The organism is Rhodopila sp. (assembly GCF_965277165.1).
Lineage (GTDB): Bacteria > Pseudomonadota > Alphaproteobacteria > Acetobacterales > Acetobacteraceae > Rhodopila.
In genome coordinates this window covers 1,365,636-1,391,330 of record NZ_CBDICE010000006.1, presented here as the reverse complement: position 1 = coordinate 1,391,330, position 25,695 = coordinate 1,365,636, and the positions used below count along the sequence as shown (strand labels likewise).

21 protein-coding genes are annotated in these 25,695 nt (G+C 65.6%); 5 read left to right on the top strand and 16 right to left on the bottom strand.

Annotation, left to right across the window (positions count from 1 at the left end):
• Positions 1-9: 9 nt before the first annotated feature.
• Positions 10-1,146, top strand: coding sequence for a thiolase family protein (locus ACQY4Y_RS18355; RefSeq protein WP_428492027.1), 1,137 nt, complete (start codon positions 10-12; stop codon positions 1,144-1,146).
• On the top strand, positions 1,146-3,488 hold the full coding sequence (locus ACQY4Y_RS18350; protein ID WP_428492026.1) for a 3-hydroxyacyl-CoA dehydrogenase NAD-binding domain-containing protein: 2,343 nt from the start codon (positions 1,146-1,148) through the stop codon (positions 3,486-3,488). Before ACQY4Y_RS18355 ends, ACQY4Y_RS18350 begins: the two co-directional genes overlap by 1 nt.
• Before the next feature lie 12 nt (positions 3,489-3,500).
• On the opposite strand, the gene ACQY4Y_RS18345 is transcribed toward ACQY4Y_RS18350, so the two are convergent.
• The 11 genes from ACQY4Y_RS18345 to ACQY4Y_RS18295 form a co-directional block, all read right to left on the bottom strand.
• Positions 3,501-4,643, bottom strand: a complete 1,143-nt coding sequence (locus ACQY4Y_RS18345; RefSeq protein ID WP_428492025.1) for an LLM class flavin-dependent oxidoreductase — start codon at positions 4,641-4,643, stop codon at positions 3,501-3,503.
• A gap of 15 nt (positions 4,644-4,658) precedes the next feature.
• The gene (locus tag ACQY4Y_RS18340) at positions 4,659-5,279 is read right to left on the bottom strand and encodes an NIPSNAP family protein (RefSeq protein ID WP_428492024.1); all 621 of its coding nucleotides are present in this window, start codon (positions 5,277-5,279) and stop codon (positions 4,659-4,661) included.
• 54 nt (positions 5,280-5,333) lie between these two features.
• The gene (locus ACQY4Y_RS18335) at positions 5,334-5,501 is read right to left on the bottom strand and encodes a hypothetical protein (RefSeq protein ID WP_428492023.1); all 168 of its coding nucleotides are present in this window, start codon (positions 5,499-5,501) and stop codon (positions 5,334-5,336) included.
• Between the two features lie 53 nt (positions 5,502-5,554).
• Entirely contained in the window at positions 5,555-6,535 is a 981-nt protein-coding gene (locus tag ACQY4Y_RS18330; RefSeq protein ID WP_428492022.1) for an ABC transporter ATP-binding protein, read from the bottom strand.
• Entirely contained in the window at positions 6,535-7,506 is a 972-nt protein-coding gene (locus ACQY4Y_RS18325) for an ABC transporter ATP-binding protein (protein WP_428492021.1), read from the bottom strand. Before ACQY4Y_RS18325 ends, ACQY4Y_RS18330 begins: the two co-directional genes overlap by 1 nt.
• Positions 7,507-7,519: 13 nt before the next feature.
• Positions 7,520-8,380, bottom strand: a complete 861-nt coding sequence (locus ACQY4Y_RS18320; RefSeq protein WP_428492020.1) for an ABC transporter permease — start codon at positions 8,378-8,380, stop codon at positions 7,520-7,522.
• Positions 8,367-9,317 (bottom strand): ABC transporter permease, encoded by a 951-nt coding sequence (locus ACQY4Y_RS18315; protein WP_428492019.1) that lies wholly within the window; start codon positions 9,315-9,317, stop codon positions 8,367-8,369. The genes ACQY4Y_RS18320 and ACQY4Y_RS18315 overlap by 14 nt, the downstream gene beginning before the upstream one ends.
• 10 nt (positions 9,318-9,327) lie before the next feature.
• On the bottom strand, positions 9,328-10,938 hold the full coding sequence (locus tag ACQY4Y_RS18310) for an ABC transporter substrate-binding protein (protein ID WP_428492018.1): 1,611 nt from the start codon (positions 10,936-10,938) through the stop codon (positions 9,328-9,330).
• A 178-nt stretch (positions 10,939-11,116) separates the two neighbouring features.
• Positions 11,117-11,878, bottom strand: a complete 762-nt coding sequence (cysQ, locus tag ACQY4Y_RS18305) for a 3'(2'),5'-bisphosphate nucleotidase CysQ (RefSeq protein ID WP_428492017.1) — start codon at positions 11,876-11,878, stop codon at positions 11,117-11,119.
• Entirely contained in the window at positions 11,878-16,458 is a 4,581-nt protein-coding gene (locus ACQY4Y_RS18300; RefSeq protein ID WP_428492016.1) for a glycosyltransferase family 9 protein, read from the bottom strand. Before ACQY4Y_RS18300 ends, cysQ begins: the two co-directional genes overlap by 1 nt.
• A 156-nt stretch (positions 16,459-16,614) precedes the next feature.
• Complete coding sequence (locus tag ACQY4Y_RS18295; RefSeq protein WP_428492015.1) at positions 16,615-17,067, bottom strand: hypothetical protein; 453 nt, start codon at positions 17,065-17,067, stop codon at positions 16,615-16,617.
• 165 nt (positions 17,068-17,232) lie between these two features.
• Between ACQY4Y_RS18295 and rfaE1 the strand changes: the two genes are divergently transcribed.
• The gene (gene rfaE1 / locus ACQY4Y_RS18290; protein ID WP_428492014.1) at positions 17,233-18,738 is read left to right on the top strand and encodes a D-glycero-beta-D-manno-heptose-7-phosphate kinase; all 1,506 of its coding nucleotides are present in this window, start codon (positions 17,233-17,235) and stop codon (positions 18,736-18,738) included.
• Positions 18,739-18,781: 43 nt separating this feature from the next.
• On the opposite strand, the gene ACQY4Y_RS18285 is transcribed toward rfaE1, so the two are convergent.
• On the bottom strand, positions 18,782-19,702 hold the full coding sequence (locus ACQY4Y_RS18285) for a Tim44 domain-containing protein (protein ID WP_428492013.1): 921 nt from the start codon (positions 19,700-19,702) through the stop codon (positions 18,782-18,784).
• A gap of 278 nt (positions 19,703-19,980) precedes the next feature.
• Between ACQY4Y_RS18285 and ACQY4Y_RS18280 the strand changes: the two genes are divergently transcribed.
• Both ACQY4Y_RS18280 and ACQY4Y_RS18275 read left to right on the top strand, forming a co-directional pair.
• Positions 19,981-21,381, top strand: a complete 1,401-nt coding sequence (locus ACQY4Y_RS18280) for an MFS transporter (RefSeq protein ID WP_428492012.1) — start codon at positions 19,981-19,983, stop codon at positions 21,379-21,381.
• A 375-nt stretch (positions 21,382-21,756) separates the two neighbouring features.
• Positions 21,757-21,945, top strand: coding sequence for a hypothetical protein (locus ACQY4Y_RS18275; protein WP_428492011.1), 189 nt, complete (start codon positions 21,757-21,759; stop codon positions 21,943-21,945).
• An 89-nt stretch (positions 21,946-22,034) separates the two neighbouring features.
• On the opposite strand, the gene lpxA is transcribed toward ACQY4Y_RS18275, so the two are convergent.
• From lpxA to ACQY4Y_RS18255, 4 genes are all read right to left on the bottom strand, one after another.
• On the bottom strand, positions 22,035-22,859 hold the full coding sequence (gene lpxA, locus ACQY4Y_RS18270) for an acyl-ACP--UDP-N-acetylglucosamine O-acyltransferase (protein ID WP_428492010.1): 825 nt from the start codon (positions 22,857-22,859) through the stop codon (positions 22,035-22,037).
• Positions 22,860-23,114: 255 nt separating this feature from the next.
• A complete protein-coding gene (gene fabZ, locus ACQY4Y_RS18265) occupies positions 23,115-23,663 on the bottom strand; it encodes a 3-hydroxyacyl-ACP dehydratase FabZ (protein WP_428492009.1) in 549 nt (182 codons plus the stop codon).
• Positions 23,664-23,668: 5 nt separating this feature from the next.
• A complete protein-coding gene (lpxD, locus tag ACQY4Y_RS18260; RefSeq protein ID WP_428492008.1) occupies positions 23,669-24,823 on the bottom strand; it encodes a UDP-3-O-(3-hydroxymyristoyl)glucosamine N-acyltransferase in 1,155 nt (384 codons plus the stop codon).
• A gap of 3 nt (positions 24,824-24,826) precedes the next feature.
• Positions 24,827-25,684: an OmpH family outer membrane protein gene (locus tag ACQY4Y_RS18255; RefSeq protein WP_428492007.1), complete on the bottom strand. Its 858-nt coding sequence runs from the start codon at positions 25,682-25,684 to the stop codon at positions 24,827-24,829.
• Between the last annotated feature and the right edge of the window lie 11 nt (positions 25,685-25,695).

Here is a 25,695-nt window from a genome sequence, read left to right as displayed (position 1 = left end):
GGTACAGCCATGACCAACGCGGTGATCGCCGGCTATGCCAGGTCGCCTTTCCACTTCGCCGGCAAAGGCGGGCTCGCCAGGGTACGACCCGACGACCTGGCCGCGCAGGTGGTCCGAGCGCTGATCGGGCGCAGCGGGGTGAAGCCCGAGGATATCGAGGACATCATTGTCGGTTGCGCGTTTCCCGAGGCCGAACAGGGCCTGAACGTTGCCCGCCTGATCGGATTTCTGGCCGGTCTGCCGCTATCCGTCGCCGGGGTCACGGTCAATCGTTTCTGCGGGTCTTCGATGCAGTCGGTCCATATCGCGGCCGGTCAGATCGCGCTGGGCGCCGGGGAGGTTTTCATCTGCGCCGGGATCGAGAGCATGACCCGGGTGCCGATGATGGGCTACAATCCGCTGATCAACCCCACCCTGATGCAGGCGATGCCGGCGGCCTATGTCGGCATGGGCGAAACCGCCGAGAACGTTGCCCGCAAATGGCAGATCCCACGCGCGGCGCAGGAGGCGTTCGCGGTCCGCAGCCACCGGCGCGCTGCCGCCGCTGTCGCCGCCGGCAATCTGGCGCGGGAAATCGTGCCGATCACCGGAAAAGGCGGGACGGTCGAACAGGACGGGTGCATCCGCGCGGATACCACGCTGGACGGCCTCGCTGGTCTGAAGCCGGCGTTCGACAAGGATGGCAGCGTGACGGCGGGCACGTCCTCGCCGCTGACCGATGGCGCCGCGGCCGTGCTGGTGTGCAGTGAGAGCTATGCCCAGACGCACGGTCTGCAGCCGCTGGCTCGGATCAGGTCGATTGCCGTCGCCGGCTGCGCACCCGAGGTGATGGGCATCGGCCCGGTCGCCGCCGCCCGGAAAGCGCTGTCGCGGGCGGGTATCGAAATCGGCGCTATCGACGTGGTCGAACTGAACGAGGCGTTTGCCAGCCAGGCGCTGGCCTGCGCCCAGGAACTTGGCATCCGCGAGGAGATTTTGAACCTCGACGGCGGTGCCATCGCGCTGGGTCATCCGCTAGGCGCGACGGGTGCGCGGATCACCGGCAAGGCGGCCTCGCTGCTGGCGCGGACCGATGGGCGTTATGCGCTGGCGACGCAGTGCATCGGCGGCGGCCAGGGCATCGCCACGATCCTGGAACGGGTGTGATGGCCAACCCTACCACCCCTGGGCCGATCAGACGGGTTGGGATCCTCGGCGCCGGCACGATGGGGGCGGGCATCGCCGCCCAGGTCGCCAATGCCGGGGTGCCGGTGGTGCTGCTGGACCGGGTGCCGAGCGGGGCCGTCAATCGCAATGCGCTGGCCGAGGGCGCGGTTGACAGGCTGCGCAAGGCGGACCCGGCCGCGTTCATGCACGACGCCGCAGCTCGGCTGATCGAACCCGGAAATCTGGACGACGACCTTGGCAAGCTGGCCGACTGCGACTGGATCATCGAAGCGGTGGTGGAACGGGCCGACGTAAAGCGGGACCTGTATCGCCGATTGGAGGGCGTACGCCGTTCGGGTACCGCAATCAGTTCCAATACCTCGACCATCGCGCTGAAGCGGCTGACCGAGGACATGGGCGAGGCGTTTCGGCGCGATTTCATGATCACCCATTTCTTCAATCCGCCACGCTACATGCGGTTGCTGGAGATCGTGTCCGGCCCAGACACCGCGGCGGGGACTTTGGCGGCCGTGGCGGAGTTTGCGGATGTGGCACTGGGCAAGAGCATCGTGCGGTGCGCTGACAGCCCCGGCTTCATCGCCAACCGGCTTGGCATCTACTGGCTGCAGTCGGCGCTGGTGGAAGCCATCGACCAGGGACTGACGGTGGAGGAGGTGGACGCGGTGATCGGGCCGCCGATGGGCATCCCGAAGACCGGGGTGTTTGGACTGATGGACCTGGTCGGCATCGATCTCGGACCGCAGGTCAATGCGTCGATGCGGGCAGTGCTGCCGAAATCCGATGCGTTCCACGAGGTGGACCGCGACGTGCCGTTGATCGGGCGGATGATCGAGCAGGGCTTGACCGGGCGAAAGGGCATGGGCGGGTTCTACCGGCTGGACCGGTCGCAGGCGGAGCGTCGCAAGCTGGTAATCGACCTTGCCACCGGCGCGTATCGGCCGGCGCAAAAGCCGGTGCTGCCGGAGATCAATGCCGCCGGACGCGATCTGCGAGTTTTGCTGTCTGCGCCGGGCAGGATCGGAACCTATGCGTTCCGGGTGCTGGCCCAGACCATTGCCTATGCCGCGACGTTGATCCCCGAGGCGGCTGGGTCGATCGCCGACATCGATACAGCGATGCGACTGGGCTACAACTGGCGCTGGGGGCCGTTTGAGCTGGCCGACAGACTGGGTTCTGGCTGGCTGGTCGAGCAGCTTGCGGCGCGAGACTTTTCGGTGCCGAAGCTGCTTGCCGATGCCGCAGGCGCGCGGTTCTACTGGGTGGAAGGCGGCAGGCGGCAATATCTTGGGACCGATGGCGGCTATCATGACATCGAGCGGGCAGCCGGCGTGCTGTTGCTGGAAGACATCAAGCTGGCCGCCGACCCGGTGCTGCGCAATGCGTCGGCCGCGCTTTGGGATATCGGCGATGGCGTCGCCTGTTTTGAGTTCACGTCAAAGTCGAACGCGCTGGACCAGCACAGTATCGAACTGCTGGGGCAATCGATCGAGGTCGTTGGTACCCGGTTCAAGGCCCTGGTGATCTATAACGAGGCAAGCAACTTCTCGCTCGGCTTCAACCTCGGGCTGGCGCTGTTTGCCGCCAACATCGCCGCATGGGGAGAGATCGAGAAATCGATCGCCGCCGGCCAGGGCGCCTACAAGGCTCTGAAATACGCACCCTTCCCAGTGGTCGCTGCCCCCGCCGGCATGGCGCTGGGCGGCGGCTGCGAGATCGTGCTGCACGCCGACGCGGTGCAGGCGCACGCGGAGACCTATCTGGGTCTGGTGGAGTGCGGCGTCGGCCTGATACCGGGCTGGGGCGGCTGCGGCGAGATGCTGGCGCGCTGGCGGGCGGACCCCACACTGCCGCGCGGTCCGATGCCGGCGGTCGCGAAGGTGTTCGAGACGGTCAGCACGGCGGATGTGTCGAAGTCGGCGCGGCAGGCGATGGAGAGGAAGTTTCTGCGCCCGAGCGACGGGATCAGCATGAATCGCGACCGGTTGCTGGCGGACGCAAAGCAGCGGGCCCTGTCGATGGTGGATGGTTACGCCCCGCCGCGGCCGCCGGAGTTCGTGCTGCCGGGTCGGTCGGGCCAGGCGGGGCTTGCCTCGGCGGCGCAAAGCTTCCACCGGCGCGGGTTGGCGACCCGGCATGACCTGGTGGTCGCCGGGGCGCTGGCCGAGGTTCTGTGCGGCGGCGATGCCGACATCATCGATACGCTCAGCGAGCAGCGGTTGCTCGATCTGGAACGCAGTGCGTTCATGCGGCTGGCTCGGACCGAGCCAACGCTGACCCGGATCGAACATACGCTGGAGACAGGCAGACCGTTGCGTAACTAGAAGTGCCTGAATTCAGGCGGGTGCGAACAGGCGATTGTCGCCGGCCGGCGTCTGCGCCGATTGCGGATCGACACTTCCCTGGAACGCAGCGTCACGCTGTAGCACCGGAAGCACGTCCTCGGCGAACCGCCGCATGTTCAACTCGGCCAGATGGTGGGGCATGCTGCCGAAGGAGAACTCCGTCACCAGGTGATCCATTCCGGTCAGGCGACGTAGTTCCGCGATCTGCTGAACGCAGTCATCCGGGGTGCCGACGATCTGGATGCTGAGGTAGAAATCCGTGGCCTTGGCGCGGAAGCTCTCATCCTTCATCTTGGTGTAGGTCTTGGCGAGCTTGCCGTAGGACTCGTAGCCTTTCACCGCAGCCAGATGACCGTCGGAGAAATGGTAGTGGTTATCGATCGAATCCCACTTCTCGCTGAGGTAGCGCGTGGCCCAGTCGCGAGCCTCTTGCCGGGTCGGCGCGCAGGCCACGTTGGTGAGGATGATCGGCGGGCGCGGGATATGACCGACGCTTTGGACCATTTCGCGGTAGCGGTGGACGTCCTCGGCGGCCTTGGGCCATTCGTTCTGCATGACGATCAGCAGGCCAAAACCGAGCTTCGCCATGACCTCGGCTGATTCCGGGCTGACGGAGGAGGCGTAGAAACGGCGTTCCGGATTAGAAATGGGTCGTGGTCGGATCGATACGCTGGGAATGTTGTAGAATTCGCCTTTCCATTCGAAGACGTCCTCTTGGAGTGCCTTGATGATCAGCTGTGCCGATTCGACGAAGCGCGGCCTGGCCTCTTGCATCGGGATGCGGAAGCCGGCGTATTCGGCGCTGGCCGCGCCGCGGCCAAATCCCATCAGGGTGCGGCCGCCGCTGATCACGTCCAGCAGCGCGATCTGTTCGGCGACGCGGATCGGGTCGTGCCAGGGCAGCACGATGACGCAGGTCCCCAGGGTGATGCGTTTGGTGCGGCCGGCGTAATAGCTGAGTAATTGCAGTGGCGCCGGAGACATCGAGTATCCGGTGAAGTGATGTTCCAGCGCGAACAGCGAATCAAAACCGAGCGGTTCGGCGAGATCACCTAGCGCCATGTGTTCGCCGTACAGCGCGGCATCCGGGCGTCCGGGTTGGGCGAGGACGCTGAGAGCGGTTCCGACTTTCATGGTATCCTCCGAACGCTATCGAAGCGGCGAGCAGGGTGCCGGCATGACCAGCTTGTTTTCCTGCTTCAGCACCAGACCGGATGCGGCCCCGCCGGGCGGCCACACGCCACGGGCGACGGCGTCGGCTCGGATTCGCTGACGTTCGGCGGCATCCGCGTAGGCCCAGATGTGAACCCATTTGTTGAGCCCGCCGAACTCGGAATACCAAGCCCCCACCAGCGGCGAAAGCTTCACCCGCTGTTCGATCTTGGCGGCCCAGCGCTCGATCATTCCGGGCAACGCGCCGGGGGCCAGGGTATAGGACCTGATTTCAAACAGGGGCCCGACCTGGCGCGGTTCCAGCGCCGGCGAGAACGGCGCCGGAATGAACGCCTCGGTTTGCATGGCCACCACGAATTCCTGGATCGGCGGCGGCCAGACTTCGGTTCTTATCGCCTCGGCGCGGACAGTGCCGCGCTGCTCGAAGCTGTCGTAGGTCCAAACATGGGTGATCTCGTTCAGCGGACCCACCTCGGTGTGCCAGAGTGCCGCCAGTCTGGACAGTTTTTCTCGCCGCGGTAGCCATTCCCCGAAGCGTTTTTCGACCTCGGCGACCGATCCGGGCTTCAGTTGATAGGTCCGGACTTCGATGATCATCGGCGTTCTCCCATCCCGTCGCGGACGATAACGGGACGGGGCGGATTTGTCACATCAGCGGACCGGCTTGTCGTCCGTCTTCTCGATATTCTCCTTGCCTGTCCGCGTGCCGCCGAAGCGATCGGCGCCCTGCTGATCCGGGATGCCGGGCTTCTTGTGGTTGCCGGTGTTCTGCTGGGTTTCGGTGTGTTCGACCGATTGCTGAGTGTGGGGCTGTTTCATGGTCGGTGCTCCTGTTGTTGCCAGGAGCGATAACGGCCTAGCCGTCGGATGGTTTAGGCCGCCAGCAGATGACAGGCGGCGTGATGGTTCGGGCCGGCCAGCCGCATCGCCGGTTCCTGGCTTCGGCAGACCGGCATGACGTGCGGGCAGCGGGTATGGAAGCGGCACCCCGAAGGCGGTGCTAGCGCGGTTGGAATGTCGCCGGTCAGGCGCGGTCGCGCGCCGGCGCCGCGCCTGCGTTGCGAGGGATGGGTGATCGGCACGGAGGCCAGCAGCGCCTGGGTGTAAGGGTGCGATGGACGCGCGTACAACGACCGCTTGTCGGCGATCTCCACCACCTTGCCGAGATACATCACGGCAACCCGCGTCGAGATGTGTTTCACCACGCCGAGGTCATGGGCGATGAACAGATAGGTCAGCTTGAGTTCGCGTTGCAGATCGGACAGCAGGTTGACGATCTGCGCCTGCACCGAAACGTCCAGCGCCGAAACCGGTTCATCGCAGATGACCAGTTTCGGTCGCAGGATCAGGGCGCGTGCGATGCCGATTCGCTGCCTCTGACCGCCGGAAAATTCGTGCGGGAAGCGATACCGCGCGCTGGTGGGCAAGCCGACCATGTCGAGCATTGCGGTGACGGCGTCACGGGTGGTGGCGTCGTGGCGGGCACCGTGGATGAGTAGCGGCTCCATCACCGTCTGTTCAACCGACATACGCGGATTGAGCGATCCGAACGGGTCCTGGAAGACGATCTGCATGCCGCGCCGGATCGCCCGCAGCCGCTTGGGATCGAGGGTCATGATTTCGGTGCCGTCGAACACGACCTGGCCCGAGGTGGCCGGCATCAGCCGGATCAGCAGGCGGCCGAGGGTGGACTTGCCGCAGCCGGATTCGCCGACCAGGCCCAGGGTTTCGCCGGACTGGATGGTCAGGTCGACACCATCCACCGCGCGCAACGCGGTCCTGGAGCGGCGGAACAAGCCACCCGTCACGACCTCGAAGTGTTTGACCAATCCGATTGCCTCCAGCAGGGCCATCAGGCGATCTCTCCGACCCGGATGCAGGCCGCGGTGTGGTCCGGCTGCAGGGTCCGCAACGGCGGGATCGCTTCGCCGCAGGCCGGCACAGCATGGACGCATCGCGTTGAGAAGCGGCATCCGCTCGGGCGCCTCGATGGCTCAGGCAGATTGCCCGGAATGGCGATCAGCCGGTCGTGATCCTGATCCAAGGTCGGCACGCAGGACAGCAGGCCGCTGGTGTAGGGATGCGATGGATGATCGAACAGCCGATCGACGGGGGCCTGTTCGACCACCCGTCCGGCGTACATCACCAGCACGCGGTCGGCGGTTTCGGCGATCACCCCCATGTTGTGGGTGATCATGATGATCGCCATGCCGAACTCGTCACGCAGGTCCATCAGCAATTCGAGGATTTGTGCCTGTATCGTCACGTCCAACGCGGTCGTCGGTTCGTCGGCGATCAGCAGACGCGGGCGGCAGACCAGCGCGATGGCCAGCATCACGCGCTGGCGCTGACCGCCCGAGAGCTGGTGCGGATAATCCGCCATGCGCCTGGCCGCGGACGGAATGCCGACTCTCTCCAGCATGTCGACCGCGCGTGCGAAGCTGTCCCTCCGCGACACGTTCTCGTGCGCCTGGAGGGTTTCGATGATCTGCTCGCCGACGGTGAAAACCGGGTTCAGCGAAGTCATCGGCTCCTGGAACACCATAGCGATTCCGGGGCCCCGCAGGCGCTGCATCGAGCGGTTGGATAGTTGCAGCAGATCCTGGTTCTCGAACTGAATGCTTCCGGCGCGGATACGGGCGGCAGGGCGTGGCAGCAGGCCCATGATGGCGAGGGCGGTGACGCTCTTGCCGCTGCCGGACTCGCCGACAATGCCAAGGATCTCGCCCTTATCAAGGCTGAAGGAGACGTTTTCGATGGCGGTGAGTTCGCCGCCGCCGGTGTGGAACGAAGTGGTGAGGTCGCGCACCGCCAGCAGGGTCATGCTGCCCCACGATTCATTGCTGGATTCTCAGCCTGGGATCGAGCACGTCGCGCAGCCCGTCGCCCAGCAGGTTGAGGCCAAGCACGGTGATCATGAGCGCGGCTCCGGGGATGGCAATGATCCAGGGCGCGTCGGTCATGTATTGCCGGCCCTCGGCCATGATGTTGCCCCAGGTCGGTGTCGGCGGCACCGCGCCGACGCCGAGGAACGACAGCGTGGCCTCGGTCAATACGGCGTAGGCGAACAGAAACGAGAGCTGCACAATCAACGGCGCCATCGCGTTGGGCAGGATGTGGCTGCGCAGGATACGCCAATGCCCGGCACCGGCGGCCCGCGCCGCCTCCACATACTCCATTTCACGCAGCACGATGACCGAGGAGCGGACGATACGCGCGGTGCGCGGTGTATAGACAATCGCCAGGGCGATGATCACGTCGTTGACCGATGGTCCCAGCACGGCGGTGACAGCGATCGCCAGCAGCACGGCGGGAAAGGCCATCAGCGCGTCGTTGATCCTCATCAGCCCGTTGTCGAGACGCCGGAAGTAGCCGGCGGCGGCGCCGATGGCGGTGCCCACCACCGCGTTGATCGCCACCACGGCACCGCCGATGAACATCGAAAGCTGGGCGCCCCACACCACACGGGACCACAACGAGCGGCCGAAATTATCGGTGCCGAAAATGAACTCGGCGCTGGGCGGATGGAACTTCATGCGCATCGACAGTTTGTTGGGATCGAGCGGCGCGATCACCGGGGCGGCGATCGCGGCCAGCAGGATGATGCCGAACAGCACACTGCCCAAAACGAACAGCTTATGGTGCAGCAGGTGTCGCATGGTCGATCGAAACGGTCGGGCACGGTCAGGCTCCGTCATAGCGCACCCGTGGATCGAGCAGGGCGTAACAGACGTCGACCAAGATGTTGACCCCGACCAGCAGCGCGGTGGTGATCAGCAGGCCGCCCTGCACCATCGGGTAGTCGCGGTTCAGCACTGCCTGGGTCAGCAACTGGCCGATGCCCGGGATCGAGAACAGCGTCTCCACCACCACCGAACCGGAGATCAGCAGGCTGACGATGATCCCGACGACGGTGGTGATCGGGATCAAGGCGTTCGCCAGCGCGTGTTTCATCACCACCAATCTTTCAGGCAGCCCCTTCGCTCGGGCAGTACGAATGTAGTCCTGCCGAAGCACCTCCAGCATGGTCGATCGGGTGATCCGCGCCAGCAATCCGGCGAGCAGCAGCGCCAGCGCGATCGCCGGCATGGTCGAGGTCGCCAGCCAGCCGAGCGGGTCCTGGGTCAGGGCGACGTAGCCTCCGGTCGGCAGCCAGCGCAGATCGACGGCGAACAGGATGATCATCAGCAGACCGAGGTAGAAGCTGGGCACTGAAATACCGATCATCGCCAGCACCATCGCGGCCTGATCGATCCAACTGTTCTGCCGCAGCGCGGCCACGATGCCGCTGATCAGACCCAGCATCAGCGTCAGCACCAATGCATAGGCGGACAGCGCCAGCGTCACCGGCAATCGCTGCATGGTAGCCTGCACGACCGGCTGGCCGAGCAGCAGCGAGCGGCCAAGATTGCCGTGCAGCAGGTTGGCGTACCAATCCCAGAGTTGCGACGGCAGCGGCTGGTCGAGCCCAAGGTCGCGCCTGATGTTGGCGACCTGTTCGGGGGTGGCGGACATGCCGGCAATGGCTATCGCCGGGTCGCCCGGGATCAGGTGAATCATGGCGAACGTGATCAAGCTGACAATCAGCAGGATCGGCAGCGCACTCAGCAGCCTGCGAACGAGGATGGCGCCCATCAGGCGCTGGTCAATGAGTGTTCACGACGTTGGAGTTGCCTGAGGGGTTGGGGTTGAACCAGACATTGGCCATGCGCGGGATGCGGAACGGGACGAAACCGGCAACGTTTGAGCGGACCGCCTGAACCTTGGTGAAGGAGCCGAACGGGACCGCGTACACGCGGTCGAGCACCAGTTTCTGCATGCGGGCGAAAGCCTCTTGCCGACCCTCTTGTGTCGGCAGCGTGTTCATGTCGTTCCAGGCGGCAAGCACATCGGGGTCGTCTTTGCCATCCATCGGCTTGTAGCTGGCGTTCGGCTGCACCAGGAACTGCATCGTTGCCAAGGCACCGAGCGCGGGTTGGGTGCCCCAGCCGGTGAAGTGAAAGTTCCAGCCTTTAGTGGTGTTGAGCGCCATTTGCACCGAGGTTGGCCAGTCCACCACCTTCATTTGCGCGTTGATGCCCACCGCCTGCAACTGCTGCTGCATGACCAGCGCGGAGTTGTACATTGGTGGATAGTCCTTGTTGGTGAGCAGGACCACCGGTTCGCCCTTGTAGCCGGCCTCGGCGAGGTATTTCTTGGCCAGTTTCGGATCATGCAGATTGTAGGTGTCCTTGCCGGCGTCGGTGTAGTCGGGTTGGTTCGGATACTGGAAGCCGACGTTCAACTGATAGTTGCCATCGGACGCCGCGTCCATAATCTCGTCCATGTCGAGCGCGGCCTGAATGGCTTTGCGCACAAGTAGATTGTCGGTCGGTGGGTCGGAGGTGTTGGGGTTGGCAATCTGGATCCACCAGTGCTTCAGCGGCAGGATGATGATGTTCTTGTCGTGCTTCAGGTCCGCCACGGATTTCGCCGGCACGTCCTCGACACCCTGCAGTTCGCCCGTACGCAGGCCGGCCACCCTCGCACCGGGTTCGGTTACGATACGGAATGTCACCGTATCGAAGCAGGCTTGCTTGTAGCCGCCGAAACCGGTGCGCTGCTGGAAACTGGTGTTGGGCTTGTAGCCATCGAAGCGCTTCAGTTTCACCGCGCTGCCGGGTACCGATTGGACCAGTTCATAGGGCCCGGTGCCGATCGGGTGGGTCAGTTGCTGGGCTGGCACGTCGCGGTCCTCAGCCGGGATGATGACGATGGGAACGCTGAACGAGGACAGCGCCTCGATGAAGGTGGGCTGGATCCTTTTCATGTGGATCACGAAGGTCGCCGGGTCCGGCGCGTCCCAGCGATCGACGTTGTCGAGCGTGCTGCGCTGGTTGCCGACCTTCGCATAACGGTCGAAAGACGCGACCACGTCGGCCGAGGTCATCGGCTTGCCGTTATGAAAGTGGATTCCCTGCCGCAACTTGAAGGTGTAGGTCAGATGATCCGGTGCTTCCGTCATGGCGGCGGCGAGTTCCAGGATCGGATGATTGTTTTCGTCTCTGGTCATCAACGATTCGTAGATGTTCATGGCGATGTTACGGGTCGAGATCGTCGCCGATGTCATCTGATCGAGGGTGTTGATGTTGGCTTCCTGGCCGAACACGAAGTCGCCCCCGACATGAGGGCATTTGAACGGTTCGGCTCGCGCCGTCATGACCGACAGGGCAGCCGCGGCCAGGCAGCCGAGCGGGGGGAGAAGTCGGCGATTCATCTGATCGTCCCCTGAAGATAGAAACGGCGCCTTCCCTTCGCAGACTCATGCTGCTTGGTAGGCAGCGTGTGCTTGACGGTGGAGGGCGTCAAGACCGTGCCTATCCAGCGACAGCGGCCGGTGCGGGGGTTGTGAGGTTCGTCCTATGGCGCGCCCCACGGGGGTTGTGAGGTTCGTCCTATGGCGCGCCCCAGCAGACGAAGTGGGGATTGTCCCAGCCGGGTTTGCCGTAGCGCAGGGGCTGTCCGTCCAGGGTTTGGACCCGTCCGCCGGCGGCCGCCAGCACGGCGTGCGGGGCGCAGGTGTCCCATTCCATGGTGCGGCCGAAGCGCGGATAGAGGTCGGCTTGGCCCTCGGCGAGGCGGCAGAATTTCAGGCTGGAGCCGAAATTGACGACTTCGCGAACCTGGCGCCCGGCAAGGAAATCATCGAGCCTGGCCTGATCGCCATGATGGCGGCTGGCGACGACGGTCAGGCCTTCGGGTGGTGCCGGGCGGGCGGCGATCGGGGTGCGCGACCCACCGGTGGCGCGCCATCCGCCGATGCCGACGATGCCGCCGAAGACTTCATTTCTGGCGGGCACGCCGACCACGCCGAGCACCGGTTTGCCGTTGCGTACCAGCCCGATGTTGACGGCGAAATCATCGCCGCCAGCGGTGAATTCGCGGGTGCCGTCGAGCGGGTCGACAAGCCAGAACTCTTCTGTCGCGACGGTCAGTTTGCCGGCCGCCGCCTCTTCCTCGGCGATGACGCTGCAGCCGGGGAGCGCCTGACGGAGGCCGGCCAGGATGATGGCCTCGGCGGCGTGGTCGGCCTCGGTCACGACGGAGCGGTCGGGCTTGTGGTGGACCTTGAAGCCGCGGTCGCGGATAGCGAGGATTTCGCCTGCCGCCCGCTGCGCCAGATCGGTCGCCAGGTCGAGCAGCGCGGTGTCGTCCATCATACCGGTTCGGCAGTGCGCTGGCGGCGGGGGGTCCTGGCCTTGCGTGGAGTCGTAGGGTGTGTTGGCACAGGCGGGCCCTTGGCAGCGACGGGTGGCGCACGAGTGAGCATCATATCGGCGGTTTCGTAAACCAGGTTGGGCTCGAGGAAGTGCAAGCAGGCCAGGGCGCGCGGGCAATCCTCGGCGTTGGCCAGATAGCATGGGCTGCAGGTCATGTTGCGCCGCAGCGCCACGGCGTTCGGCCCGATCGGGCCCCATTCGACCGGATCGACCACGCCCGAGTGGATGCCGATGGTCGGGATGCCGACGGCGGCGGCGATGTGCTTGGGGCCGCTGTCGTTGCCGATATACAGCACGCAGTTCTTCAAAAGGCGCGGCAGGTCGGCGAGCGAGGTCTTGCCGGCCATCGAGACCACCGCGGCCGGATGCTGCACGTTGGCTTGCAGCGACAGCGCGACGTCGACCTCATCGGGACCGCCGATCAGCAGGATGTTGACCCCGTTGTTGGCGATCAGCAGATCGATCAACGCCGAGAAATGTTGTTCGGGCCATTGCTTGGTAATGTTGCCGGCGCCGGGATGCACCGCGACCACCGGCTTGGCGAACAAGTCCCGCACCGGGTCGGGAAGTTCGGCCAGCGGCATTGCGTCGGGGCCGGGGCTGATGATCACTCGGTCGGCCTCGGCGGCGTGGCCGATTGCATTGACCAGCGACAGCAGGTCGTCCACCACGTGGCTGCGCTTGCGCTGCAACGTTCTGTCTCCGTCCCAATCCAGCGCGATGTCGAGGAAGGGGAACTGGCCTTGATAGTCGAATCCGGCGAGGAAGCGGGCTCCGGTGTGTTTCAGCACGTCGCGGGTGGACAGATGCTTGCGCAGATCGACCGCGAGGTCGAACCGGTATGGCCGCAACTGGGCGGCGAGTTCAGCGTAGTCGTGCTGGGTGAGTTCGCGTTCACCGAGCTGGGAGCGGGCGTGGAAGAAGGCGAACGGGATGAATTCGTCGATACAGGGTTCCAGCGAAACGAAGGCGCGCGAGGCGGGGCCGGCCAGGACGGTGATGCGGGCGTGCGGGAACAGCTTCTTCAGCCGGCGGATCGGTGGCAGGGCGGTGACGAAGTCGCCGATGTGATCGAGTTTGACCACCAGAATGCGCTGGATGTCGCGGGCCAGGAACATCGGCGCGCCGGAGACCACCCAGCTTACCGGTTCGTCATCGGGGCGATAGTCGTCGGCGTGTCGTGACAGGCGCGGATTGAAATACGGGTCACCCGCCGCGAACGTGTTCTTCCACGCGGCGTTGAAATGGGTCAGGTCGAACACGTCCTTCAAATTGGCTCGGCTGGCCAGTTCGTAGTGGATCAGCGTGGCGTAGGGAGTGAACACCGTGAGCAGTCCGGCGCGATGGGCGCGCAGGCAGAAGTCCAGATCGTTGTTGACGATCTGGTGCGCCTCGTCGAACCGGCCGAGGCGTTCGAAGGTGTCGCGGCGGACCAGCATGCAGGCGCCGGTGACCGCCATGACGTTGCGCTGGGTGAGCGCCAGGCCGAAGTAGCAGGGGTCGTCAGAGGCGGTGAAGCGGAATGCGTGACGGCCGATCCCGTTATTGGCAAGAAACATGCCGGCGTGCTGCACCTTGCGGTCGCGATATAGCAGTTGCGGGCCGGTGATGCCGATCTCGGGGCGGCTGGCATGTTCCATCATCGCATCCAGCCAGTCGTCCTGGATGACCTCGATATCGTCGTTCAGGAACAGCAGGTATTCACCGCTGGCGGCGGCGGCGGCACGATTGTTGAAGACCGACCAGTTGAAGGCGTCGGGGATTTCGACGACTTTGTCGGCGTGGTTCGTCAACCAGACCTTCCAAGCGACATCGGCGGGTGGGATGTTGTCGATGCAGACGATTTCGTAGTCCGGATAGGCGGTCTTGGCGCGCAGCGTGTTGATGCAGGTTTCGATGTAGCCGTGCGCGGCGCAGGTCGGGATGATGATGGACACCCTGCCCTTCTCGGCTACCGCCCGCTTTACGCGCCAGGTGCCGGGGATCGCGGTTGGGAGCACCGAACCGGCGGTGCCGCGGCGATCCAGCGCGCGTTGCAGGGCGGCCTGCTCCCGGCGGGCGCCGTCCAGTTCGGCGGCGCTGCGCTGGCACAGCAGTTTGGGGATATGGTGAACGCCCAGCGCCTGTTCCGCGCAGCGCAGCAGCAGGTCGTATTCCCCATGGACGGTCAGGCTGGCCGGCGTGGCTTCGGTTTTTGCCAGCAGTGCCGCGGTGGCGACCCAGGGACGGCCGATGTAGTTGGTGGACAGCAGCAGGTCGGGCGAGAAATCCGGTTTGAAGAACGGCTCTTTTTCGTTGCTGACCGGACTGAGGCGAACCTCGTCGGCGTAGAGCAGGTCGCGATCGGGGTGCCGGCCGCTGGCCACTGCGAGTTCGGCCAAGGCGTCCGCGCCTGGTTCGTCGCCCGGCAGCAGCAGCGAATAGAGCAGTGGCTTGGGACTATCGGTCTGGGCCAAGGGTGCGGACCAAGCGGCGTCGGATGGCGTGATGACGCTGAAGCGGTTGCGCAACTCGGCGGCCGCGGCATCGATGATCGCGGTCGTTTCGGCGGCGATGTCGTCTGCGGCGGCCAGCACCAGGACGGTCCAGTCGGCATAAGGCTGCAGCCGCAGCGCGTCGATTGTTGCCCGCAGCCGCTCGGGCTGGACCGATCGGTTCTGGCGCAGGACGAAGCGGAAAGCCGGGCGGTATTGCAGGCCTTTCAGCAACGTCGTCATCATGTCGGCCTCGACCCTTGGAACGCGGCGACGGATCGCGGTGGCGGAGTCCTGCTGATCCTCGGTCTTTTTCACGGTGATCTGGAACGATCGGGTCAGCCGCACGTCGTTATTGGCGCGGATGCGCAGTTCGACGGTGTGCTCACCATCGCGCAGGCTGCGCGGCGGGCAGTGAAACGCATAGCCGGCGCGCAGTGCGTCAGGCCATTCCGGAAAGGCCGATCCGACGTCCTGACGGGCCAGGCCGTAGTGGGCATCGCCGAGGCGCTGGCCGTCGAGATAGATTTCGAAACTGGCGACGCCAGAGCGGGTCAGCAGCCAGCCATCGATGGTGAGGCGGCCGGTGACGATGGCGACCGCGGTGCCGTTCGACACCGTCGGGCTGTCCAATTCGAAACGGAACTCGGCTTCCCGTTCGGCCTCGGGTTCGGGGTCAGCGGTCGGCGCCGGCAGCGGCGGGTCGGGTTCGGGGATTGCGGCCGGGGTGGCGGCAGGGGTGGCGGCAGGGGTGGCGGCAGGGGTGGCGGCAGGGGTGGCGGCAGGGGTGGCGGCAGGGGTGGCGATGGTGTCGATCTGATACTCGGCCTGATTGCCGTGCAGGTTGCGTGCGATGACGACGACTTTATGTGCGCCTTCGCACCGATCGCGCACCTGTCTTTCGAAGCGATAGCCTGACAGGTGCGACATCGGCAGATCGTTGAAGGCTTCGCCGACATCGAGGCGTTCATGCCCGACGCTGGCGAGCCCAACGTCTTCATCGTCCAGCAGGATCCGCACCTGAACGATGCCGACGCCGCAGACCGCCCAGCCATCGACCGCCAATCTGCCATCGGCGGTCAGCGTGGCTTCATCGCAGTGCAGGCGGATCTTGGCCGAGGGCGCCTGTGCCGCGGAGTCGTTGACTGTCGATAATTCGGGGTCGGCGAACAGCAGCCCGGGGTGGGCTTCCGCCATCTGGGATTCTGCACTGACCCGGTAGGCTTGTTCGGGCAGCGAAAACGCCAACGGGTGTAGCAGATTGGCGGCTTGGGCGAATTCCAGGCGGGCGCGCCGGGTGGCGGCGGCGTCGGTTGCGGATGAGTGTTCGACGGGTATGCCCTCCTGGTGTCCGAACCCGTTCGGGCAGACGATGCGAGCATGGATGTGGCTGGCGGCGCGGGCGGCGTCGTCAAGTTGCGCGGTCAGGCTGAAGCCGGAAGAGCGGGCATTCGGATAGGCCGGAAACGCCCGGGCGACATCCTCACGCGGGGCGCCCAGCGTGGCATTGGCGATCGGGGCGTCGCCGGCGCTGACCTGGACCGCCAGTAGCGGCCCCAGCGACACCGCCCATCCGATAATCGAAACGAATCCGTCTGGGTCTATCGTTCCGCTTTCGATATACAACACCGTATGCGGGCGGGAGCCGCCGGTCAGCGTGCGAGTCGGGCCGGCGATGACCGAGACCTGATCCTCGGTTGCCGGGTCGACGCCGATCTGGAAATCCTCGGCGTGCTCGGTGCCGTCTTCGAAGCTGGCGATGATCTGGAACGCGCATCGTTCCACCCGGCCATCGCCTGGGCGCGGCAGGTTGAACTGGAACGCGCGCTGGCGGGGGGGCGCTGGGTTCGTGGTGTCGGCCGGGCGTTCGGATTGGCCGTAGAACGCGGTACTGGCGACCCAGTCATCGACTTGCAGCCTGATCTGGCGAATCGGCGTCGCGCTGGTGGCGCGGCCGCGGATCATGACGTCGAAGCGGCCGCGCATGTAGCCGCCGGAGACCTTCGGGTCTATCTCGATGACGATACGAGGTTCCATCGCCATCGCGAGCTGCTTGACGGGGCGTCGCTTGGTTGGCTTGCGGGAACTGGTCTGCGAGACCGGCGGTTTAAGCGTCATTCGGACAGGTGTCCCATCGAGGGCTTGTGCGGGCGTTGGTTCAGATCCTCGCTGTCGGGTGGGGATCGACGTCCACCGGCGTCATAGGCCGAACGGAAGCCGACCCTCGCGGTAGCCATCCTTGTTGAAATGTTCCTGGGCAGAACCGACAGCGCCGTTGCGGATGCTGTCCGCCACATCCGGATTCTCCTTCAGGTACCAACGCTCGTCTATCAGGATCGGAAACGGCAGGCGGCCTTCGAAATAACCGTCATCGACGAAATGCTGTTTGGCGGACCTGATGACGCCGGTTTCCACGGCGCTGCCGATGTCTTCGTAGGTGCGCGCGTACCAAGTCTCATTGACCTCCACGCCGCGGATCATTGTCCGCAAAATCTTCACGAAGTCCTCGTATGAGACATTGACGCGAAGCTCGCCCCGCACCGTGGAGATCTCGACCGAGCGACGGATCAGTTCGAAGGGCGGAAGGTATTTCACAGGCTCTCCTTGACGGGTTGAATCGGAGGTCAGCGCCACAACCAATAACGATTTCACGGCCGCGATGGAACCTGGGTCGGCGGTTTTTTTGCAGGTGCAGCATTGTCGCCGATGCTGCTATAGATTGTCATCGTGGCGTGGCTGACCCGCGGGCGCCGCTGAACGGTTGGCGGCCATCGGGCGGGTGTCGACCGCGGACAGGTCAACCGAGGAGGTTGCCGCATGAAGCTCAGCCTGGTCAACAGCAGCCGGACGTCACCGCCGACCGATAGCGAACTGGCAACGATCGTGCGGGCGTTTCACGGCGCGCGGATTTTGGTCATCGGCGACGTGATCCTGGACCGCTATGTCACCGGCGCGGTGCAGCGGATATCGCCGGAGGCGCCGATCCCGGTGCTGCGTCCGGCGGAGCATCGCCACACGCTGGGCGGAGCGGCGAACGTGGCGTTGAACATCGCCACGCTGGGCGGGCAGGCGATCCTGGTTGGTGTCATCGGCAACGACAGCGCCGGCGACGACATCGATCGGCTGCTACAGACGACGCAAGGCGTTAGTTCGGCGCTGGTGCGGATCGCCGATCGGCCGACCACGTGCAAGACCCGTTTCATGACGGGATCGCATCAGCTTCTCCGGCTTGACGAGGAGACCACGGCGCCGCTGGACGAGGCTGGGCTGGTCGCGGTGATGGCGGCGGTGGAGGCTAGCCTGGGCGCGGCCGAGGTCGTGGTGCTGTCGGACTACGCCAAGGGCGTACTGTGCGATGGCGTGCTGGACGCGATCCTGGCGCGCACGGCGCAGACCGAACAGGTGGTGATCGCCGACCCGAAGCGGGCGGATTTCACCGCCTATCGTGGGGCTGCGATCCTGACACCAAACGAGCACGAGGTGCGCGTCGCGACCCGGATCGAGGCCGAACACGATACCGAAGCGGATCGCGCCGGGCGCGTGGCGCTGGAGGCGACCGCGGGCCAGGCGGTGCTGGTCACGCGTTCGGCCAACGGGCTGACCCTGGTGTGCCGCGACATGGAGGCGCTGCATCTGCCGACCAGGGCGCGCGAGGTGGCCGACGTGTCGGGAGCGGGCGACACCCTGGTCGCGGCGTTGGCGGTCGCGCTGGGCGCCGGGGCGGCACTGGCCGAGGCAGCGATGCTGGCCAATGCCACCGCCGGGATCTCGGTCAGCAAGCCGGGCACCGCGACGGTGTCGCGCCAGGAGCTGCTGGACGCCTTGCACCTGGATGACCTGGTCGCCACCGACCGCAAGGTGGCCGCACTGGACGAGGCGATCGAGAAAGTCGCGGACTGGCATCGCCGCGGCCTGAGGGTCGGCTTCGCCAACGGCTGTTTCGACCTGATTCATCCCGGCCATGTGCGGCTGCTGAATGACGCGCGTGCCGCTTGCGACCGGCTGATCGTGGCGCTGAATACCGATGCCTCGGTCAAGCGGCTGAAGGGCCCGACGCGGCCGCTGCAGAACGAGATGGCACGGGCCACGGTAATGGCGTCGATGGCGCCGGTCGATCTGGTGACGCTGTTCGACCAGGACACGCCGCTGGAAATGATCCAGGCGTTGCGGCCGGACGTGCTGGTCAAGGGGTCGGATTACACCGTCGAGCAGGTGGTGGGCGGCGACCTGGTGCAGTCCTGGGGCGGCAAGGTCGTGCTGGTTACCCTGCGCGAGGGCCACAGCACGTCCGGCACCATCCGGCGGATGAACGCCGCCCAGTAGAACGCCGCCCAGTAGCGGATCAGGGCGCCTGGGCCACGGAGCGTCAGCGCGCCTGCTGGATCGCCGACAGGATCCAGTGACCGCCGTGGGAGCGCACGAAGGTCCAGATTTCGGTTTCGGTGACATGCTCGTTCGGGCTGCCGTCAACCACTCGTCCGGCGGCGTCGCGGGTGACGTCTACCATCGAGAACCGCATCGCAACGGTTGCGTAGTCGCGTCCCTGCTCGGTCCAGGCCTGCGACAGGTCGCCTGAAACCAGCGTCACGTCATCGACCACGTTGCGTACGCCGCGGCTTGCCTGTCCGGTGAGTTGTTCGGAGAAATAGCTGACCATTTCGGGCGTTGCCATGGCTTGCAGACCGTTCAGGTCGTGTGCGCTCCAGGCGGCCTGGATGCCCTTAAGCAATTGCTCGAACTGCTGGTAGTCGGTTTGGCCGATGGCGATCGGGGGCGGGCCGGAGGCGCGTCCGGGGGCTGGCGCGGGGCCGGCGCCGAGCATGGCGCCGCGGCCGAACATGTTGGGGCCGCCGGCGGACTGCGGGGCGCGGCCGGCGGTGAAGGCGCGGACCAGGAAGCGCACCACGACGACGATCAGGAACAGTTGCAGCAACAATCCGAGGAAGCCGAACATCCCGAGACCACCGCCCATGAAGCCGTGGCCAAACAGCATGCCGCCGATACCGGCACCGATCAAACCGCCCATCAGGCCGGACATGAACCCGGATCCGGACCGCTGGAAGGCCGGGGATGCGTAGCCGGGCGAGGGCTGATTGCGCGGGGTCATGCTGCGCTGCATGGGTGAGGCCGAATACGGCGCGGTGTGGGTGGACGGCGGCGCCGAATAGGTCATCCCGCCACGGCTGCCGAACGAGCCGCCGCCGCCGGCGCGCGCGTCGGCCAGCCCGGGCGACAGGACCAGCGCCGCAACGGCGAGACCGGCAAGCAGAACAGAGGTGCGAGGCATGGCGGTACCACCCAGAGGTTACGGCCCAGAGTGTAGGCCGGGGGTTGTGGCCCAGAGGTCATGGCCTAGGGTTTTATGGCATGCAAACATGGTGTGCCAGGGTCGCCACGGCCAGGGGATGGTCAGCGGCGGCTTGCTGTGGCGCAATGTGGCCCTTGCCGGCTTGCATCTGCCCGAGGCAACGCCCTGCCTGAGGCAACGCTGGCCGGAGCGGCGAAACGTGGCTTGCCGCCGGTTGGCGGCGTCACCCTGCGCGACGTCTTGATGACATGGACCCGATGCCCGAACCTGTATTGCAAGACGGCCTGCGCGGGCCGCGTCTGACCGCCGCTATCGTCACCCTGGTGATCGCCATCGCGATGGCCTCGCTGGACACCTCGATCGCCAACACCGCGCTGCCGACCATCGCCGCCGATCTGAACGCCAGCCCGGCGGATTCGGTGTGGGTGGTGAACGCCTATCAACTGGCGATGGTGATGTCGCTGCTGCCATTCGCCTCGCTGGGCGAGATCATCGGCTATCGGCGGGTCTATATCTGGGGTCTTGGGATGTTCAGCATCGCGTCGTTGCTGTGCGCGGCGAGTTGGTCGCTGCCCAGCCTGACGGTGGCGCGGATCATCCAGGGCATTGGCGCCAGTGGCATCCTGAGCGTCAACACCGCGCTGATCCGCTTCATCTACCCGTCGAAGTCGCTGGGCCGAGGAGTGGGCAACAATGCGCTGGTGGTCGCGGTGTCGACCGCGGTCGGGCCGACCGTTGCCGCCGGCATCCTGTCCCTGGGTCCCTGGCAATGGCTGTTCGCGATCAACGTGCCGCTGGGTGTGCTGGCGTTCGCCCTGGCGTTTCGCGCGCTGCCGGACACCAGGCGGGCGCCGCACCGCTTCGACATCGCCAGCGCGGCGCTGAACGCCGCCACCTTCGGCTTCCTGATCTTCGGTATCGGCGAGGCGGCGCACGCCGCCAGCGTGTGGATCACGCTGTCGGCGCTGGCGATCGCCTCGGCGTCCGGGGTTGGGCTGATCCGCCGCCAACTGGGGCTGCCGGCGCCGATGATGCCGGTGGACCTGTATCGCCGGCCGATGTTCGCGCTGTCGTCGCTAACCTCGTTTTGCTCGTTTGCCGCCCAAGGGCTGGCGTTCGTGGCGCTGCCGTTCTATTTCCAGACCGTGCTAGGGTTCAGCGCGGTGGAGACCGGGCTGCTGCTGACGCCGTGGCCGCTGATGACGGCGATCGCCGCGCCGATCGCGGGGCCGATGTCGGACAACTATCCGCCGGCGATCCTGGGCGGGATCGGGCTGGCGATCCTGGCCGCCGGGCTGACCTTCGTCGCCACTTTGAACAGCCATCCCGGCGTCGTCGGCATCGTCTGGCGGATGACGGTGTGCGGCACCGGCTTCGGGTTCTTCCAGTCGCCCAATCTGAAGGCGATCATGTCGAGCGCGCCACCCGAACGCAGCGGCGGCGCCAGCGGGATCGTCGCCACGTCCCGGCTGGTTGGGCAGGCGGTGGGGGCGGCGCTGGTGGCGCTGTGTTTCGGCATCTCGATGCGGTTTGGACCGTCGCTGGCGCTGGCGGCGGCGGCGGTGTTCGCCGCGGCGGGCAGCCTGGTCAGCTTCTCGCGGCTCGCGGCGGCGCCATCGACGCCGGCGATGCGCCCGACCATGAAGCCGGCGAAGTAACGGTTGATGCTACTTTGGCGCCGGCATATTTGGTCGGCCGCGCTGCCAGCGAACTTGCAGCCCGCGCTTTAGCTGATTGTTTTGTCGCATTATTCACGCGAATGGGACGGTTCCGGTCAGCGCGATCACGGGATTATTCTTCGGTTTTGAAGTCAGCAACCGATGACCTCATGTTGCGGCGCACATATTACGACATGTTCACGCGACCGTGCGCGCGATTGTATTCAATCCGGCAAGACCTAGCAGATTTGTTTCGTTATCGACGGCCCGGGATATTGACAAGAAGCGCGCTTTGTCCGAAACGGCACTTCGCGCGGAAGCCTCTCCGCGCGAACCAGCGAGACCCGACAGAGGCGATGATCAGGAGGGACGATCATGAAGGACGTGTGGCAGCCGGTCGCCGGCACGCGGTTCTTTTCCCGTAACGGGGAAGGACTGTATGAACGCTTGACCGAGCAGCTATATTTGCGGGTGGACGATGTTGATGAGACCGACGCGCGAGAGGTTTGCGGCCGGTTTGCCGACGCGTTCGAGGCCCGTGCTCCTGTCCGCATGGTCGCCTGAACCAAGGCTGGCAACCGATCCACCACTACCACCAAGAGTTGAATAAGTCGTCTTGACGAATAAGTGATCTGAGTATTGGACCGGGCGATTTATTCCGCCCGGATCAGACCGCGTGGGCTGGGCGCGTCGATAAATCCGAGGATTTCTGCAACCAGGGGATCATCACCGAACTTCGAGCGGGTCTCTTCCAGACGCTGGGCGAACACCCCTTGCTTGCTGAACAGGGTGCGGAAGGCGACGTGCAGGCGCTGCACTGCGGCTTTGTCGAAGCCGCGGCGGCGCAGTCCGATCACATTCAGCGCGGCGAGGCGGGCGCGGTTGCCGATCACGCTGCCGAACGGTATCACGTCGCCCTCGACGCCGGAAACGCCGCCGATCATAGCGGCGCGGCCGATCCGCACGAACTGATGGATTGCCGCCGACCCGCCGACCACGGCGTGCTCACCGATGGTGACGTGGCCGCCCATCACCACGTTGTTGGCGACGATGACATGGTTGCCGAGCTGGCAGTCATGCGCGACGTGGACCACGTTCATCAACATGCAGTCGGTTCCGACCCGGGTTACGCCGATGCCGGTGGCGGTGCCGCGGTGCACGGTGCAATGTTCGCGCACCAAGGTGCGGGCGCCGATTTCGCAGGCGGTGGGCTCGTCGCGATATTTCATGTCCTGCGGCGCCAGGCCGACGGTGCAGAACGGGAATAACTGAGCGTCTTCGCCGATGCGGGTGTGGCCCTCGACCACGACGTGGGAAATCAGCTTGGCGCCGGCCTCGATCACGACGTCTGGCCCGACGGTGCAGAACGGGCCGATTTCCACGCCGGGGCCGATTTCGGCACCGTGCGCGACGATCGCGGTCGGATGAATGCTGGCGCGACGGGTCGCGTGCAGGCTGCTTTCGATCATTGAATCCATGGGGTTCCGTTCCGATGGCGCGAATCTATACCGGGTGATCGCGGCCAAACTATGGGCGGCCCGGCTGGCCACCAACTCAATCATTGTTGCCGGATGTATCCGGTGTCATGTTGTAACGCTCTGTTTCGGCTAGCATTTTAGCGTGAACGGGCGAAAATGCCAAGGCTGGCGCCGGCTTGGTCCAGGTTTTGCGGGCATTGCCGATCAGGGCAGTGGGCCGATCAGGACAGTGGGCCGATCAGGGCAGTGGGCCGATCAGGACGGCGGGGCGCGGTCCATGATCATGGCGGAGTAGGTTGCCTCGGCGACCGCCGTGCCATCGACCCGGGCGATGGCATGAAATCTCCAGACGTTGCCGCGACTGCGTTGCTTGACGATGTGCACGCGCAACTGGTCCCCCGGCACCACCGGGCGACGGAACTTCGCGCCCTCGACCGACATGAAATAAACCAGCTTGCCGGCGGCGTCGCCGCCGAGGGTTTCGACCACCAGCACGGCGGCGGTCTGGGCCATGCATTCGATGATCATCACGCCCGGCATCACCGGGTGGTTGGGGAAATGGCCGGCGAAAAAGTTTTCGTTGGCGGTGACGTTCTTAACCCCGATGGCGGAGCTGTTCAGCACGACATCGACCATTCGGTCCAGCATCAGGAACGGATAGCGGTGTGGGATATCGTGCATGATGCGATGAATATCGATCAGCTTGATGGTCTTGCCCGGTGCGGTATGGCCCGGTGCGGTATGGCCCGGTGCGGTCTGGCCCGGTGCGGTCTGGGCGGGCGTCTGGGCGGCTTCGGTATCCATGATGTTCAATCCACGTCCCGGTTCTTTCGTGCGCCTGGCATTTCGTTTGGCGGTCTGTCGTTTGGAAGCCTGTCGTTGCGGGCCGGAATACCGCCGTCGCGGATCCAACGCCGGATGCTTGCCACTTCCTTGAAGAACGCCTTCGCCGGCTGGGCCGGACTGCCCAGCATGGACATGCCCGGCGGCACGTCGGCCATGACGCCGGATTTTGCACCGATGCGAGATCCGCCGCCGATCCGCAAATGGTCCGCCAGGCCAGCCTGCGCCGCCAGCACGACGTGATCCTCCAATACCGTCGATCCCGCAACGCCCGACTGGGATACCAGCACGCAAGCCTTGCCAATGCGGACGTTGTGTCCGATCTGCACCAGATTGTCGATCCGCGTGCCGGCGCCGATCACGGTATCCTCCAGCGCGCCGCGATCGATCGTGCTGTTGGCGCCGACTTCTACGTCGTCGTGGATACGGACGCGGCCGAGTTGGGGCACGGTGTGGAAGCCGTCCGGGGTGATGGCGAAGCCGAAGCCGTCCTGGCCGATTCGGGCGCCTGGGTAGATATAGACCCGGTCACCGAGCAGCGCATGCGACAGGCTGGCGTGCGGGCCGATCCGCGCGTCCCAGCCGATCTGCACACCGTCGCCGATCACTGCCAGGGCGCCGATCCGCCCGCGCGGCCCGATCCGCACATTTTCCCCGATCACCGCCAGCGGTCCGACCTCAACGCTGGGGTCGATGCGGGCCGAGGCCGCGATCACCGCGGAGGGATGGATGCCGGGCTTGAGCGGTGGCGGGGGATGGAACAAGCCGGCCACCCTGGACCAGGCGACCAGCGGATCGGCGGCGACGATGGCGACGGCGTCGGGGGGCACCTGGTCCTTCATATCCGGATGCACGATCACCGCCGCCGCCTTGGTTGCGGCCAGCGCCGGCAGGTATTTGCGGTGATTGAGGCAGAAGCTGACGTCCTCGCCGGTCGCGTGGGACAGTGGGGCGATGCGGTGCAGCATCAGCCGGCGCGTCGGCGCCTGCGCGCGATCCTCGCCCACGCCGGTTGCGTCGACCACGGCGGCGAGGCTGTGGGGCCCGACGCGTTGGAAGAATCGCAGGTCGCCCGCCAGTTCCGGACGAGCCTCATCCGATGCTGTTGGGCTTGGCGCCACGGGTCAGTGCTTCTGCGGCTTCGTGGCGTTGGACGCTGCCGCCGGGGTTGGGTGGCCCGCTGGTGACGCCGGCGGATGGCCTGCCGGGGCCGCCGGAGCCGCGGCGCTCGCCACTGCCAACGGAGACACCCCATCAGGCGGGACAACCACGCTGGGCAACGCCTTGTTCAGCACCTCGACGACCGCCGGGGTCAGGTCGAAGTCGGCGGTGGTGCCGAGGATCTGCGCGCGGTTGAGAACCAAGTTGATGCCGCGTGACAGCGCCACCTGCTGGGCCGCCTGCTCCATCGTGCGGTTGATCTGCAGCATGACGTATTGTCCAGCCTCCTGGATGATTCGGTTGCGCTCACCGAAGCGGCGCTGCGCTTCGGTGGCGCGATCCTGGATCTGCTTTTCCTTCGACCGGATCTGCTCGGGCGACAGCTTGGCGCGTTCGGCGGCAAACGCCTGTCCGAGTTCACGCAGCGCGCCCTGTTCCTTTTGCGCGTCCTCGTTCAGCTTCTGGCCGCGCGCGTTGAGTTCCTTGTAGGCCGCCTGATAGGCTGTGGAGACGCGCAGCACATCGGGCACCGACAGGATGCCGACGATGGCGGCGGGGGTCGCCTGGCCCTTCGGCATGGGCGGTATTTCCGGTGCCGGGGGCAGCTGGAACTGCGGCGGCGGGCCACTGAGGCCGGCCTGTTCGGCCTGGCCCGGCAGCGGCAATACGCCGGGCGGACCAGCCGGCATTGGAGCGGGGCGCGGTGCCGGGTGGGGCGGCGGGGGTGCGGCGGCGGGGCGGACCTGCCCGGGCACGAACCATTGTGTCTGCTGCCCGAAGGCCGCCAGCGGACTGACGATCAGCCCAAGCGCGATAGCCACGCCGGTTGCCT